The sequence below is a fragment of the Paenibacillus sp. ALE2 genome, from assembly GCF_054113385.1.
The window spans coordinates 5,662,706-5,678,166 of sequence record NZ_CM134213.1; the positions used below are offsets into that span (position 1 = coordinate 5,662,706).

Consider the following 15,461-nt stretch of genomic DNA (forward strand, 5'->3'; position numbering starts at 1 on the left):
TTTTCACGCCTTAATTAAGCGTTGATTTTACCTTTAGCAACAGTTGCCAAAGAGTTGAATGCATTAATATCATTGACTGCAAGATCAGCCAAGATTTTACGGTTAATGTCTACACCAGCCAATTTCAGACCGTGCATCAATTTGCTGTAAGACAAACCATTCAAACGAGCTGCTGCGTTGATACGCACGATCCACAGTCTGCGGAAGTTACGCTTCGTCTGACGACGGTCACGGTATGCGTAAACAAGCGATTTCATTACCTGCTCGTTAGCTGTTTTAAAAATGCGGTGTTTGGAACCAAAATAACCTTTAGCAAGCTTCAATACTTTTTTATGACGACGACGAACGACGAATCCGCCCTTTACTCTTGCCATATCAAAAGACCTCCCAAATAATGTTTATACTTTATTTATTGCCGTGCTTATGCTATTTCAGGTTAGCAAGACCTTGTTTCAAACGTCTAACGTCCCCAGGTGCCATCTCAGGGTTAGTACCCAGAACGCGTTTTGCACGTTTGGATTTGTGGGAAAGCAAGTGGTTTCTGTAAGCTTTGTAACGCGTCACTTTACCAGTACCGGTAATTTTGAAGCGGCCTTTAAGGCTGCTATGTGTTTTCATTTTTGGCATTGAACTTCCTCCTTAATTTGTCATTGACTCTTTGGAGCCAATATCATAATCATGCTGCGTCCTTCGAGCTTGGGTTGGCGCTCCACGGTACAAAGATCAGCAACTTCCGTTTTCACACGTTCGAGAATTTTTTGACCCACATTAGCATGGGTAATTTCGCGACCACGGAAACGAACAGAGCATTTCACCTTGTCCCCTTCATTCAGGAACTTCACCACATTGCGAAACTTGGTTTGGTAGTCATGTTCCTCGATGTTGGAACGGAACCATACCTCTTTGATGTCAACGATCTTCTGGTTTTTACGGGCTTCCTTTTCTTTCTTTTGTTGCTCATAGCGGAATTTTCCGTAATCCATAATCCGACACACGGGCGGCTTCGCTTGAGGCGCCACGTTCACGAGATCCAAGTTTGCGTCAATCGCCATTTGCAAAGCTTCACGAGTCGGTTTAATCCCGATTTGTTCCCCGTTTGCACCAACTAGACGTACTTCTCTCACTCGAATCTCATCATTGATCATATGTTCCTTACTAATAACCCTCCACCTCCAGAACCTGTTATTGTTGTATTGTGTTTAAGCACAAAAAAGGGATGACGACTATGCAGCCGACATCCCTGTCTGATACTCAATTCATCATGAAAGTTCAATTCACAAATCATTGGATCATGACCAGCCGGCAATACCGGACAGGTGAGAAGTCGGTCCTTCTACTTGTTAATCCATACTTTTCAATTAACATACTCAAATATCATATCATGTTACTACTGAGTCGTCAACACTTTTATAAAAACAGTTGAAGCCCAGCCTCTGTAGGACACAAAGTTTTACTTTATCGTCCATTAACCTTGCTTGCTCTGAACCTCTTCCAGACGAACGACACGCGTATGCTGGGTGTGGCTCCATTGCTTGTTGTTCTGTGTAAAGAACGCATAGAACGTAATCGGATACCACGAAATCAGATAGACCGGGAACAGCAGCAAGTACAAATATACTTTTTTGAACGTGACCTTTTCCAAGATCATCGCGATCAAAAAGGTAACAATATTCAGCCCCACAGCCACAAAACCGGTCCAAGCAGGGAATTGTACGTAGATATTTTCAATATTGGGTCCACCAAATAATGCAATATCTACCCACATCGCTACTGTCATCAAGAAGGTAAACAGTACGATATACACGTTCAGACCATAAAGAGCCATATCGAATTTAATCAGGCTTCTATGCTTGATACTCTGCCACAACAATGGGAAGAAATAACGACGAGCAACCGTAAAGTGACCTTGCATCCAGCGCAGACGCTGTCTGGACGAAGCTTTGAACGTCAACGGCTTCTCATCATAAACCTTGGCATCGTAATTAAATCTTGGATATACGTTGCGTTGTGTACAACGCATAGTGAATTCCAAATCCTCTACCAGACTTGTTGCACCCCAGCCCATTTCCTTGAGCAGATTTGTTTCAAAGCACATGCCTGTACCACCGAGGAAATTAGCCATATTCAGGTTGTGACGTGACAACTGCCACAAACGGTTGATGTACCAATAAGATACCCCGTATGCGGCTGTGATCCAAGAGTCCTCAGGATTCTTAGTATCAATGTATCCCTGGATAACACGGGCGCCTGAGCACAAGTCATTGTTCATTTCGCTCAAGAAATTGGTATGCGCCAAATTGTCAGCATCAAACATGACAATGGCGTCATATTGACGCGGCATAGCCCATAGCTCCTTGAGCATCCACTCAATAGCATAGCCTTTACCACGCAAATTCGGATTCGTACGTTCACATGCATTCATGCCGTGAGCACGAACAATGTCCGCTGTCTTATCTGTGCAGTTATCACAGATTACGAATACGTCGTACAGCTCCTTTGGATAGTCAAGCTGCTTTAGATTTTCCATCAATGCTCCGACAACTTGTTCTTCATTGTGGGCAGCGACTAAAATGGCAAATGATTTTTCTGGAGCCGCCTGCTCTTTCCTTTTCTTGCGAACCAATCCGAACAAGGAGAATGCAAACTGATAGACTGCGATCAACGCCAGTATAATCTGGAGCGTCACAAAAATAGCGTCTAACATGATCTCTTGTTACCCCCTTTTTATACCCCTTTAAAAATCTTGCGTTTGTCTGTTTTCTATCTGTGTAGCGCAAGTTGCGGCGCTTTGTGCGCCTTTTCTGTAGTTTTGACCCGACCCTTGCTTTCTTCTTTCGGCTCTGCGCAGCCCCCTTTTGGCTGACACAGGAATGCCATTACGATTTTCGTTGGTTTTCAATCTTTTGTCAAAGCCCCTAAACGGGTCTCAGCAGCAAAAAAACACGACAAATTCCCGTTTGAACCGAGAATGCGGCGCTGGACCTTTCATTCATGACGCTTAGGTCTTATTTTCATCCATTTGCTAACTTTTTATTTCTTTGGTCCCTCCTTTTTGTGGGCCAATTAGCAACCACTTCTAATCACTCTATCTTATTAGACGGATGAACGCAAAGAAAGTTATACAATACTGCTTATATTCCATTAACATTTTTGTGTAGAATTGAACCAGATAAGTGGTGATTCTTGAAATGAACAGCGTTTAAAAATATGATGAGAGCAAGAGAATAATTACTTAGATCTGATTCTGTCAAATTGATTCAAAATATTTGCCGACAGACCTGAACCGGCAACCGGAGGAAACCAAATGCAACGTCTAGTCGTAAAACTTGTAAATCTGGAGCAGCGATTGTTCAAATGGATCAACGGGCGCTTACACAACCGTTTTTTGAACTTTTGGCTGTACTATCTCACACATTTAGGCGGCGCTACCTTTACTATAGCCTCTACGCTTCTTATCTGGTGGCTCGCTCCGTATCCATGGAAAGATTCCGGCATGAAAGGAGCTATCGCTCTTGCGGTCAGTCACATCCCCGTGGCTATCGTTAAAAAGCTGTATCCGCGGATACGTCCGTACTTGGCGCTACCAGGCACGAATACATTTCGCAATCCCCTGTCGGATCATTCTTTTCCCTCAGGACACACGACCGCAATTTTTTCGGCTACCGTTCCTTTTATGCTGCAGTCACCCATGCTAGCACTGTTGCTGTTGCCAGTAGCGATAATTGTAGGTTTTTCTCGAATTTATCTGGGGCTTCACTATCCCACGGATGTACTTGCAGGAGCAGTCATCGGAACGTCTGCAGCAATAGGAACGGTTGCATTCTGGCCTTAAAGCCGATATGGTATGATTGAGAACATCCCAGCAGGAACAGGTGAAATGAGAGTGGCTAAAAAACGAGTGTTATTATTATCGGAAGGTTTCGGTGCCGGACATACTCAAGCTGCCTACGCGCTCTCAAGCAGCTTGCGGAAGCTTTCTCCGGATGTGCAGACAAGAGTGCTGGAGCTGGGGAGCTTTTTGAATCCGAGAATGGCCCCGCTCATTATTACAGCATACAAGAAGACTGTTGTATCGCAGCCTCGCCTAGTCGGATTGGTTTACCGTCATCAATACAAAAAATCATTAAACCGTCTTACAACGCTCGCTTTGCACCGTCTGTTCTACACACAGACCCGAAATATTCTTCGGCAGCTTCGTCCCGATTTGGTGGTATGTACTCACCCCATCCCAAGCGCGGTCATTTCACGTTTGAAGCGCTTAGGTCTACATGTCCCGCTGTGTACCGTCATAACAGACTACGATGCACATGGAACATGGATTAGTCCTGAGGTTGACCGGTACTTTGTATCTACGCCTGAAGTCATGCGTAAGCTGCGCGCGCGTGGAGTACCCGTATCAAAAATCCAGGTGACCGGCATTCCGGTGCATCCCAATTTTTGGGAACATCCAGGGCACGATGAAATCAGAGAACAATTTGGACTTAAACCCATCCCGACAGTACTTGTTATGGGCGGCGGCTGGGGCCTGATGAATGACGAATTTATACATCGTTCACTTACCGATTGGAGAGAAAAGATTCAATTTATTTTTTGTTTGGGGCATAATGATAAAATTCGTCGTAAAATGGAGCTAGATCCCCGGTTTAATCATCCAAATATTCATATTTTCGGATTCACACGGGAAATCGACAAATTAATGGAAGTATCGAATTTGCTCATTACCAAACCCGGCGGAATGACATGCACCGAGGGGTTGGCCAAAGGGATTCCGATGCTGTTTCACAAGCCTCTCCCTGGACAGGAGGAGGAAAATTGTCAGTATTTTACGGCTCAAGGCTTCGGAGAACCGATTACTTCGCTGGATGTTGTCGTTAAATGGATGAACCGACTGCTATACGATTTTCCAGAAATCGTTCGCAAGCGACAGGAGCACATTCATAATATAGCGCGATATTATCCTCTTCAGAGCGCACAGAGTATTTTGGATATACTGGAACCAAACAGGGTGCTTTCCTAAAAGGAAGCACCCTGTCTTGTTTACTTTATTTATTTTGTCTGCTTTTACTTTCCGTATTTTTCAAGCCGTGTTTTTCCGTACTCTTCCAAAGCGTCTTTACCAATCAGCACCTCGACGCGATGAATATTCATACCTTTACCCATGAACTTTTGTTCATATTCCGTCATGACATGCTCCTCATTGATTCCATCACGATGAAGGTTTAACGAAATATTCGTCATTTGCAGACCGCTGTCAGCGAATGAATTCAGAGAAAACTCAAACAATGTCTCCGAATCTGTCTTAAAATGAATTTGTCCTCTGCTATTCAAAAGCTGACGATACTTGTCCAAAAAACGCGGATGCGTCAAACGACGGCGAGCATGCTTGGCTTTAGGCCAGGGATCACTAAAATTCAGATAAATGCGTTCTACTTCCCCTGGTTCGAAAACATTCTCGATCTGTTCGATGTTTGCCAGTGCCAATTTGATATTGGGCGGTGTAACAACCTCTGAATCACTCCAGGCCAGGCGGGACTTTTCCGTAGCACGGCGAACCAACTCATCATACATATCAAAGCCGATATAGTTAACCTCTGGATTTCGGTAGCTCATTTGGCTTATAAATTGCCCTTTCCCCATACCAAATTCCACATGAATGGGACGATCATTACCAAAAAGCTGCTGCCAATTCCCCTTATACTGTGATGGCTCCAAGATGACCAGATCTTGCTGTTCTTCCAGACTTTCACGTATTCCTTTTCTTCCGCGTAAACGCATGTTACTCCTCCATATGCTCTGTTATCAAGGAAAAAGGAATTCCACCCCCGCTTGAAGATACGGAAATGAAATTCCTTTTTCAATATATTTGGATTGGGGTCCAACTAGTTTAATTGTTCATAGTCTACCCCATCAGCAGGTGAAAAATCAATTGTCTTTTGGCAAGCGGCTCTGATTTTTTGACGTGCAGCCGTTCCAATCTGACGATCCTGCCCAAAACGGACACCAGTCAATGCTAACGCCTCATCAAAGGTTAACTCAACAGTAACTTTATCCATACGCGTCTTATCCTGCGTATTCATAAAAGATCACCTCACGGGTTATTTGTGATGGAACCGACGTGCACTTCCCCTAAAGCAGGCGATAGAAACAGCATAGCTGTCTCCCTGAAGAATAATCATTAGCAGGTGATAACTTTTTATCTTCAGGATTAAAAACAGTCCTTTTATCATATGTCTGGTACCGCTTACAATATAACATATTGTGTAACCTTTTTCAATCCGGAAAGCGATAAAATCCGCACTTTTTAATGACTTTCTTGGTCAAGTGATTCCCATTTAAGATTGAATTTTGTTACAATAGGGTGATCGTAAAAAAAGGAGTCCTCCCATGAAAACAGATTTGTTGCCTGCTCCTCTCCTGTGGGGAGATAAACGGTTCCATACATGGAATTACGAAATGCGCGAGCAATTTCAAAATAAAGTGTTTAAAGTCATGCTGGATGCGGGTTTTACTTGTCCAAATCGCGATGGATCCATTGCCAAAGGGGGTTGTACTTTTTGCAGTGCACGCGGATCAGGTGATTTTGCCGGACGTCGCCGCGATGATTTGGTCACCCAGTTCAATACGATTCGGGATCGCCAGCATTTAAAATGGCCCAATGCTAAATATATTGGCTATTTTCAAGCCTACACCAATACGTATGCCCCGGTTGAGGAACTACGAGAATATTTCGAGGTTATTTTGGAACAGCCCGGTGTTGTCGGTCTGTCCATCGCTACACGTCCCGATTGCCTGCCTGATGATGTAGTCGATTATCTAGCCGAGCTGAACGAACGCACGTACCTGTGGGTCGAAATGGGCCTGCAAACTGTCCATGAATCGACCTCTGAGCTGATTAATCGTGCTCATGATACTCAGTGCTATCTGGATGCTGTAGAAAAGCTACGTAAGCGGAATATCCGTGTGTGCGCCCACATCATTTATGGTCTACCGCAGGAGACGCATGAAATGATGCTCGATACAGGACGTGCAGTAGCTGCTATGGATGTGCAGGGCATCAAAATCCATCTCCTGCATCTCATGCGTAAAACGCCAATGGTCAAGCAGTACGAAGCCGGATTGCTACGCTTTCTGGAAAAGGACGAGTACATTAAGCTCATTGTAGATACCCTGGAGTTTTTACCCCCTGAAATGATCGTTCATCGGTTGACCGGAGATGCACCACGTGATTTACTGATGGGGCCTATGTGGTCGCTTAAAAAATGGGAAGTGCTTAACGGCATTGATAATGAACTAAAATCACGTGAAACGTGGCAGGGAAAATACTGGAGGAAATCTTAAATGGGATTCCTGTCTGTTCTGAGCTATGCTCATCAATTAGTAGCTGCGCGGGTGCAGCCAGGCGATACTGCTATAGACGCCACTGTCGGCACAGGAGCCGATACGTTGTTTCTGGCTAAAGCTGCTGGCAAACGGGGCCGCGTCTATGGGTTCGATATCCAGCAGGCAGCTTTGGATTACGCTCGTCGTCGGCTAGAAGAAGATTCTTCCTCTTCATTAGCAGAAGTATCACTATTGCTGCAAGGCCATGAGCAAATGCGGGAGGCCGTTCCAGATCTGCTGCATGGTAAAGTGGCTGCTGTCATGTTTAACCTTGGCTACTTGCCGTCCGAAGGCGCCGATCTTACGGTCATCACACATACAGACAGCACGCTCGTCGCACTTGAAGCTGCCTTGCATTTGCTGCGCCCGCGCGGTATTTTGACTGCCGTATTATATCCAGGACACGCCGGAGGCAGGGAAGAAGCGGAAGCGGTCCTTCAATGGGCTTCTGCCCTCCCAGTCTCCAGCGGTCAAAGCATTATTTACCGTCAATTACAACGAGACGCTTCGCCTTACGTAGTCGCGGTTGAAAAGAAATAATGTCGGGTTGTTAAACTCGCATATTTGGTAATGAGCGACTTTCTTAGCCGCCTTACATATATTTTTAGCGCCATATGGGTCTATTCATCCTGGTCTATTACCCAGCGGCACGTTTTGATTGCCTCATTCTGTTAGATCGTACTCATTACTCATTATGGAGGAGAGAAATCATGCTAAAGCCATACCCGCTGCAATTTCAACCTGAGTTCAAAGAGAGAGTTTGGGGAGGACGAGCCTTAGAACAATTTGGTCTGACCCCACCAGAAGGACATATTGGTGAAGGATGGATGATTGCCGATCATCCAAATGGAACAACAACGGTTATCAATGGCGAGCTGGCTGGAAAAGGACTGGATGAAATCCGCCAGACCTACGGACAGGATTGGCTTGGCGCAAAGGGCGTATCGAAAAAAGGCGGACGTTTTCCACTTTTGATCAAGCTACTGGATTGCAACGATGACTTATCCGTTCAGGTGCATCCGACGGATGATTACGCTGGACTTCCAGCAGGAGAATTAGGAAAAACCGAAATGTGGTACGTGCTTGATGCCAAGCCGGATGCCAAAATTATTTATGGTCTGACCGAAGGTGTAACCCGTGAAAGTCTGCGTACAGCTCTTGAAAGCGGAGATATCATGGGCAGTTTGCGTCAGGTTCCAGTTGAAGCAGGCGATACATTCTTCATCCCCGCTGGAACCGTGCATGCACTGTGTGCAGGTGTTGTGGTTGCTGAAATTCAGCAAAATTCGGATACAACCTATCGCTTATATGACTACAATCGCCCCGGTCTGGACGGCAAACCTCGTGAGTTGCACATCGAGGACTCCCTTAATGTAACTTCTTACGAAGGTGCAGGCGCAACAACGATGAAAACGGACGGCTTGCAGCCTGGAGAATGGCTCCAACTGGCATCCTGTGAGTATTTTGTTGTGGAAAAGGGTATCGTAGAGGGAAGTTGGACACTTTCTACAACGGAAGACAGCTTCACTATCCTTGTGATTTGCGAAGGCAGTGGAACCATAACATGGGACAATAATACGGAGTCTCTTTCCTGTAAAGCTGGAGATTGCTTCCTGCTCCCCGCTAATCTGGGCGGTTACACACTGAATGACGGAATGACCGTACTTAGATCTTATCTTCCTTAAAGCTTAAAGGATGTGATGTCTAATCATGCGGGAATACACCTTCACCATCGCTGAAGATGACGGAACAGAGCTTTTTGCTTACCGATGGCTACCCGAGCAGAATGTTCCCGTCAAGGGAATCGTTCAAGTTTCGCATGGCATGTGTGAGACGTCCTACCGCTACATTCGGCTGGCCGAAAAACTTACCGCTTCTGGCTACGGTGTGTATGCCAACGATCATATCGGCCACGGACGCACAGCTGGTGATCCTGATAAGCTCGGTATGCCGGGAGCCAATGCATTCAATCGAATGGCAAAAGGCATGCTGGAGCTAGGCGAAATTGCGGCCAAGGAATTCCCTGATCAATCTCGTTTTTTACTGGGTCACAGCATGGGGTCCTTTTTAACCCAGAAAATTATGTATGATGATCAGCAGTCGTATCACGGGTTTATTTTATCAGGGACCAACGGACGACGTAGTCTGCTGAAACTCGGAGAGCAGGTTGCCCTGCTGCAAGCCAAACTGCAAGGAATGGATCATCGCAGCATGCTGCTCAACGCTATGGTCTTTGGCGGCTTTAACCGTGCCTTTCGTCCGGTGCGCACAGCGTTCGACTGGCTGTCCCGTGATCCTGAGGAAGTAGATCAGTTCGTGCACGACCCATTATGCGGAGCTATTTGCACGACAGGCTTTTTCCTCGATTTTTTCAGGCTTTTACAAGAAATCCACTGGCCTTCCTCGCTGCAAAACATTAATCCAAAACTGCCCGTTTATATTTTTGCCGGGGATCGTGATCCGGTGGGCTTGTTTGGAAAAGGTGTGTTGTCGCTAGTGGATATGTATCGAAGCCTGAAGCTTCAAGACGTGGAGTATCGCCTTTATCCTGACGGTCGCCATGAGATGTTGCATGAAACCAATCGTAACGAGGTAATGAGTGACATCGTGGACTGGCTCGACCGTCATATTAACACAGGAGCAACCTCTGTTTCCGTTTTGTCTGGAGCCTCCGAAGCGCCCTCTTTATCAGCTTCGCCCAAGTCATCATCCTAGTGAGGAATAAGCAAAAGAAACCTTTAAAGCACGATAAAAGTGGCTTTAAAGGTTTCTTTTGTATTCCTTTATATTTCATCAGGACATCATTTTTGAGTTAATTACCATGCATTTCGTTCTTTCAGGGAAGTAATATGAGCTATGTGATGTTTGCCATGCCAGGCATAGATGCCAATGTTTCGTTCCAGACGGATCGTCTGGCCCGATTCAGGATGAATAAATGTTCGGTGTAGCTGATCTTCTCCTAACGAACGCAACATAGTCACCCACCGTTCATGAAGTCCTTCCAGCAATTGCAACGAAGGTTCCAGAGGAAGCTCTCTAGCGTCTGGTATTTCAGCCCAACGCCCCTCATCATAGGGTTTGATTGTCGGTGTATCCTCGGTCAGCGCCAGCTTAAAACGGATATAACTGTTCATATGGCTGTCTGCCAAATGATGAACAACCTGTCGAATTGTCCATCCTCCTTCGCGATAAGGCGTATTTAGCTGCTGCTCATTCAGTCCTTCAACCACCTGACGCAGTTGTCCAGGCAATTCAGCAATGTCGTCGATCCATGTGATCAGCTGTTCTTCTGTAATGATATCTGGAACCACGAACGGTCCAATCGGGTAGCGCAAGTCTTTGTCCAAAACAGTTCCCGCCCTTCTGAATGTCTGCAATGCCTATAGCCTTATGTTAGGTACTATGCAGGAAAAAAAGCAGACCCGCAAGAGTCTGCTTTTGTCATGCACGTACAGAGGAAATACACTCGCTTAATTTATTTTTATCCTTCCAGCAACAATGATTCGGGATCTTCCAGCAATTCTTTGACCGTTACCAGGAACCGGACCGCCTCGCTGCCATCAATAATACGGTGGTCATAGGACAAGGCGATATACATCATTGGACGATTTTCCATGCGTTCCTCGTCGATGGCAATCGGGCGAAGTTGGATTTTATGCATTCCCAAAATACCCACTTGCGGTGTATTCAGAATTGGCGTAGACAGCAGGGAACCGAAAATACCTCCATTGGTTATGGTAAAGGTTCCTCCTTGCAAGTCTGCCAGAGAAAGTGAATTGGAACGAGCTTTGCTAGCCAAATCGGCAATGCTCTTCTCAATTTCAGCAAAACCAAGACGATCCGCATCCCGGACAACGGGAACGACCAAACCTTCCTTAGCAGATACAGCAATCCCAATATCATAGTATTTTTTCAGTACGATATCATCGCCATTGATTTCTGCATTCACAGTAGGGAAGCGCTTGAGCGCGCCAACCACTGCCTTCGTAAAGAAGGACATAAAACCCAACCCTACATCGTGTTTCTCCTTAAACTTATCTTTACGGCGTTTACGCACATCAAGAATGGCGGTCATATCCACTTCATTAAAAGTAGTAAGCATGGCGGCTGTTTGCTGTGCTTCAACAAGACGCTTGGCAATCGTCGCTCTCCGACGGGACATCCGCTGCCGCTCTACAGGCTTGCTGTACTCTGTTTGAGCTGGAGACGGTGACACAGGCTTGCTGGCAACGGGAGGCGCAGGTACAGATGCTGTACGTGATACTTCAGCACCATTATGCGTTTTTACGTCCTCCTGGAACACACGTCCAAGCGGGTCCTTTCCCTGTACCTGCTCCAGATTAATCCCGCGCTCACGCGCCAGCTTCCGGGCGGATGGTGATGCCGTCTGACCATTTCCGTCGCTATTGGAGGGAACTGGCGGCGCAGACTTTTCTACTGCCTTACCGCTGCTTTCTACGGAAGTTGGTGAAGTTGCTACGGACGGCGCTTCAGGCGCTTGGGTCGCTGCGGCTTCTCCGGCACCGGTTGCTTCCGCGCCACTGCCGCTTCCGATCAAGCCAACAGCTTCACCGATAACCACTGTATCCCCCTCCTGACGAAGGATTTTCTGAACCACCCCTGCTTCTTCCGCACTAATTTCCAGATTAACCTTATCCGTTTCCAGCTCCAGTAGAACATCTCCCTGTCCTACGGAATCTCCTTCCTTCACAAGCCATTTGGAGATTGTCCCTTCCGTGATGGATTCTCCCATTGCTGGCACTATAATGTCGCTCACAGCCGCTACCTCCCCAGTGTAATATTGTTTTTGGAATCCTGCTTCAACGCCGATTGAATAATTCGCTGTTGTTCTAGGCTGTGTACTTGCTGATAACCACTCGCCGGGCTGGAACGATCCGGTCTGCCTGCGTAGCGAATTTCCGCTCCCTGTGGCACAACCTCTCGCAGACGAGGCTCCATATAACTCCAGGCTCCCATATTTTTAGGTTCTTCCTGAGCCCATACGAACTCCTTAACATGTGGGAAGCGATTGAAAATATTCCGAATTTCCTCTGCCGGGAAAGGATAGAGCTGCTCCACACGAATAATATGCAAGTGCTCTTCTGCCTCATTCCCGTTCTTATCTTTCTCCAACGCTTCCTCCAGATCAATGGCAATCTTGCCACTGCACAATACAATGCGCTCTACCCGATCTGGACGTGATCCCAGACCAGGTTGCTCCAACACAGGACGGAATGTTCCCTCACTGAATTCAGAAGCAGGCGAAGCAACACGATTGTTGCGAATCAGGCTCTTCGGCGACATCATCACCAGCGGGCGAGCTTCCTCACTTTCGCTTAATGCAGCCTGACGGCGCAGCAGATGAAAATACTGTGAGGCGCTACTCAAATTGGCGACAGTCCAGTTATTTTGTGCAGACAGCTGGAGGAAACGCTCCAGACGTGCACTCGTATGCTCAGGTCCTTGTCCTTCGCTACCATGCGGCAACAGCATCACCAGACTGGATTTCTGTCTCCATTTGGCACGGCCAGCGGAAATGAATTGGTCGAAAATAACCTGCGCACAGTTGGCAAAATCGCCAAATTGCGCTTCCCAAATGACCAACGTTTCGGGAGAAAACACGTTATAGCCATACTCGAAGCCGAGGACTGACGCCTCAGACAATGGACTGTTATGAATACTGAACGAAGCACGCGCTTCCGGCAATGTATGCAGCGGGCAATGGATACGCCCGGTTTCGGGCTCATGCAGCACAAGGTTACGGTGAGCAAAAGTAGCACGCTCCGCATCCTGACCTGTCATACGAATAGGCTTGCCGTCTGCTAGAATGGTGGCCAAAGCCAGCGTCTCTGCCAAGCTCCAATCTACCTTTTCACCCTCGTTCAGAGCTGTTTTTCTACGTTGTAAAATTCGTTCCAGCTTCGGATATACATGAAAAGCCTGTGGCCATTTGAGCAAGTTTTCATTGATTTGGCGCAGCTTTTTCAGTTCAACCGCAGTACGGACCGGAGAGCTCTGATTTTTTTTCCCTTTCACAGCTGTAAATTCAGGTTCCTCTTCTGGTTGATTCTTCACATGCTCATGCGCTTCCTTCAGTCGGTTTTGCACCTTCTCAATCAGAGCAGTACTAAATGCTTCATCAACTATGCCCTGCTTCATCAGCTTTTGAGCATACAATTTGCTAACCGTCGGATGATTCTTCACCTTACGATACACTAGTGGTTGTGTTGTTTCTGGATCATCGGATTCATTGTGACCATAACGACGGTAACCAATCAGATCAATCAGAAAATCCTTCTTGAAACGATTGCGGTATTCGCCAGCCATACGAGCCGCTGCAATACAAGCCTCGGGATTATCCGCGTTCACGTGTACAATCGGAATTTCGTAGCCCTTAGCCAGATCGCTGGCATAACGGGTCGAACGTGAATCAACACTCTCTGTCGTAAAACCCAGACGATTGTTCACAATAATATGCACTGTACCGCCATTACGGAAGCCGCGCAAATTGGTGAAATTGAGTGATTCGGCTACGATACCTTCACCCGGAAACGCCGCATCACCGTGCATAATAATGGTAGCTGCCTTGCTGACATCCAGCTTCGGATAGCCTGCTTCACTGCGGTCTTCCTGCGCCGCGCGCGAAAAGCCTTGGACAACCGGATTGACATATTCTAGGTGACTTGGGTTGTTCGCCAACGTTAGACGGGCTTGCACGGCTTCCCCATCTTTTACAAAACGGTCTGCGCCCAGATGGTATTTTACATCCCCAGTCCAGCCGTAATTAATTCCCGTGGAACCTTCCGACGGAATCAGATCCTTATTCGGTGAATGATGAAATTCAGAGAAAATTTTGCTGTAAGGCTTGCCCAGCACATGTGCCAATACATTCAGACGGCCGCGATGCGCCATCCCCATCAGGACATGACTTGCTCCTGCATTTGTGGTTAGACGAATAATCTCGTCGAGTACAGGGACAAGCACATCATTACCCTCGATGGAAAAACGCTTCTGTCCGACGAATGTTTTATGCAAGAACTCTTCGAACTGTTCTACTTCTACCAATCTGCCTAGCAATGACTTGCGTTCCTGTGTAGTGAGCGGCTTGGAGGACCAACCGGATTCAGCATAGCTATTCAACCAGCTACGTTCCTCCTCGTTATGAATATGACTAAATTCATAGGCGATCGGTCCTGTGTACGCTACACGTAGCCGTTGAATGGCTTCCCACCCGTTCAGTGTTCCCGCAGGAGCGTTATCCCATATTAAAGAGGCTGGAAAAGCCTTCAGGTCTTGTTCAGTTAAACCGTAAGATGCTGGATCAAGCAAACGTGTATCCTGCTCTGCATCCAATCCCAGTGGGTCAATTTGGGCGGCCAAATGTCCGTATTCACGGATATTCCACACCATTTTGCCCGCTGTAACCGCTTTCTGTAATATGTTTGAATCAAGGTGCCCCAGAGCACTTGTAGGGGGGCCTTGCAACTTGTTGTCTATCATGGAAGCAGCCGAATATTCGGATTGTGGCGGCTCGCCCCATTGATCAAACAGCTCGCGGTAAGCCGGATCAACTGTTCCGGGGTCCGCTACATACTTTTCATACTGGTCCTGCACATAACCTAGATTAGGTCCGTAATACGTCTGCCAAGGTACCTGTCTGCTGCTCTCTTCCATTGTCATCTCGTTCCCTCCGTCAAATTTTGAAATTCATAGCTGGACGGAAATCATTTTCATTTTGATGTTTTGTTAAATCTTTAATTTGAGTAATTCACACTATGTTCACATTATATGAAATCCATCATCAAAAGTCGAATTTCACAGTGCTTATTTCTCTTCCATTGTATAAAGTTTTCTAGCTATGAGCATTTCCTTTTTCTCAACATATCCATGCGTAAATGAGATGAATCGGGTTGTTCTGTAATTCTGCAGCCTTGATCATTTAAAGATTAGAATGTGGTATAAAAGGATATCCTAATCAAAAAAAGTTAACAACGCTTTCAGATCATACAACTTATCCGTAAGGCTTGTTATCGGTAATATGGGCAAAACCACAATGGAGATTGACACCCAATTGTGAGTCA

The 15,461-nt window shown here is 46.4% G+C and carries 15 protein-coding genes; 6 read left to right on the forward strand and 9 right to left on the reverse strand.

What is annotated here, in order from left to right:
• Positions 1–14 precede the first annotated feature (14 nt).
• From rplT to ACXHJ1_RS24545, 4 genes are all read right to left on the reverse strand, one after another.
• Entirely contained in the window at positions 15–374 is a 360-nt protein-coding gene (gene rplT, locus ACXHJ1_RS24530; RefSeq protein WP_007429517.1) for a 50S ribosomal protein L20, read from the reverse strand.
• 52 nt (positions 375–426) lie between these two features.
• A complete protein-coding gene (gene rpmI / locus ACXHJ1_RS24535) occupies positions 427–627 on the reverse strand; it encodes a 50S ribosomal protein L35 (RefSeq protein WP_007429516.1) in 201 nt (66 codons plus the stop codon).
• A gap of 20 nt (positions 628–647) precedes the next feature.
• The gene (gene infC / locus ACXHJ1_RS24540) at positions 648–1,145 is read right to left on the reverse strand and encodes a translation initiation factor IF-3 (protein ID WP_007429515.1); all 498 of its coding nucleotides are present in this window, start codon (positions 1,143–1,145) and stop codon (positions 648–650) included.
• Positions 1,146–1,465: 320 nt separating this feature from the next.
• Positions 1,466–2,704, reverse strand: coding sequence for a glycosyltransferase family 2 protein (locus tag ACXHJ1_RS24545; protein WP_017426627.1), 1,239 nt, complete (start codon positions 2,702–2,704; stop codon positions 1,466–1,468).
• 600 nt (positions 2,705–3,304) lie between these two features.
• On the opposite strand from ACXHJ1_RS24545, the gene ACXHJ1_RS24550 reads away from it, so the two are divergent.
• Together ACXHJ1_RS24550 and ACXHJ1_RS24555 are read left to right on the forward strand one after the other, a co-directional pair.
• The gene (locus ACXHJ1_RS24550) at positions 3,305–3,832 is read left to right on the forward strand and encodes a phosphatase PAP2 family protein (RefSeq protein ID WP_013370069.1); all 528 of its coding nucleotides are present in this window, start codon (positions 3,305–3,307) and stop codon (positions 3,830–3,832) included.
• Between the two features lie 51 nt (positions 3,833–3,883).
• Positions 3,884–5,017: an MGDG synthase family glycosyltransferase gene (locus ACXHJ1_RS24555; protein ID WP_404925993.1), complete on the forward strand. Its 1,134-nt coding sequence runs from the start codon at positions 3,884–3,886 to the stop codon at positions 5,015–5,017.
• 44 nt (positions 5,018–5,061) lie between these two features.
• On the opposite strand, the gene trmB is transcribed toward ACXHJ1_RS24555, so the two are convergent.
• Both trmB and ACXHJ1_RS24565 read right to left on the reverse strand, forming a co-directional pair.
• Positions 5,062–5,775: a tRNA (guanosine(46)-N7)-methyltransferase TrmB gene (gene trmB / locus ACXHJ1_RS24560; protein ID WP_016820575.1), complete on the reverse strand. Its 714-nt coding sequence runs from the start codon at positions 5,773–5,775 to the stop codon at positions 5,062–5,064.
• 104 nt (positions 5,776–5,879) lie between these two features.
• Positions 5,880–6,077: a hypothetical protein gene (locus tag ACXHJ1_RS24565; protein ID WP_013370066.1), complete on the reverse strand. Its 198-nt coding sequence runs from the start codon at positions 6,075–6,077 to the stop codon at positions 5,880–5,882.
• A gap of 307 nt (positions 6,078–6,384) precedes the next feature.
• Here ACXHJ1_RS24565 and ACXHJ1_RS24570 point away from each other — a divergent pair, with 307 nt between their 5' ends.
• The 4 genes from ACXHJ1_RS24570 (at position 6,385) to ACXHJ1_RS24585 (ending at position 10,095) form a co-directional block, all read left to right on the forward strand.
• Positions 6,385–7,338, forward strand: coding sequence for a TIGR01212 family radical SAM protein (locus ACXHJ1_RS24570; protein ID WP_013370065.1), 954 nt, complete (start codon positions 6,385–6,387; stop codon positions 7,336–7,338).
• Positions 7,339–7,920, forward strand: coding sequence for a class I SAM-dependent methyltransferase (locus tag ACXHJ1_RS24575; RefSeq protein WP_044785870.1), 582 nt, complete (start codon positions 7,339–7,341; stop codon positions 7,918–7,920). It begins immediately after the preceding gene.
• Between the two features lie 170 nt (positions 7,921–8,090).
• The gene (locus ACXHJ1_RS24580) at positions 8,091–9,065 is read left to right on the forward strand and encodes a type I phosphomannose isomerase catalytic subunit (protein ID WP_019686638.1); all 975 of its coding nucleotides are present in this window, start codon (positions 8,091–8,093) and stop codon (positions 9,063–9,065) included.
• A 25-nt stretch (positions 9,066–9,090) separates the two neighbouring features.
• Complete coding sequence (locus tag ACXHJ1_RS24585; RefSeq protein ID WP_019686637.1) at positions 9,091–10,095, forward strand: alpha/beta fold hydrolase; 1,005 nt, start codon at positions 9,091–9,093, stop codon at positions 10,093–10,095.
• A gap of 101 nt (positions 10,096–10,196) precedes the next feature.
• Here ACXHJ1_RS24585 and ACXHJ1_RS24590 read toward each other — a convergent pair whose 3' ends face one another.
• From ACXHJ1_RS24590 to ACXHJ1_RS24600, 3 genes are all read right to left on the reverse strand, one after another.
• Positions 10,197–10,727 (reverse strand): YfiT family bacillithiol transferase, encoded by a 531-nt coding sequence (locus ACXHJ1_RS24590; RefSeq protein ID WP_457905349.1) that lies wholly within the window; start codon positions 10,725–10,727, stop codon positions 10,197–10,199.
• Positions 10,728–10,861: 134 nt separating this feature from the next.
• Entirely contained in the window at positions 10,862–12,157 is a 1,296-nt protein-coding gene (odhB, locus tag ACXHJ1_RS24595) for a 2-oxoglutarate dehydrogenase complex dihydrolipoyllysine-residue succinyltransferase (RefSeq protein ID WP_017426623.1), read from the reverse strand.
• 5 nt (positions 12,158–12,162) lie between these two features.
• Complete coding sequence (locus ACXHJ1_RS24600) at positions 12,163–15,060, reverse strand: 2-oxoglutarate dehydrogenase E1 component (RefSeq protein WP_457905350.1); 2,898 nt, start codon at positions 15,058–15,060, stop codon at positions 12,163–12,165.
• Positions 15,061–15,461: the final 401 nt, after the last annotated feature.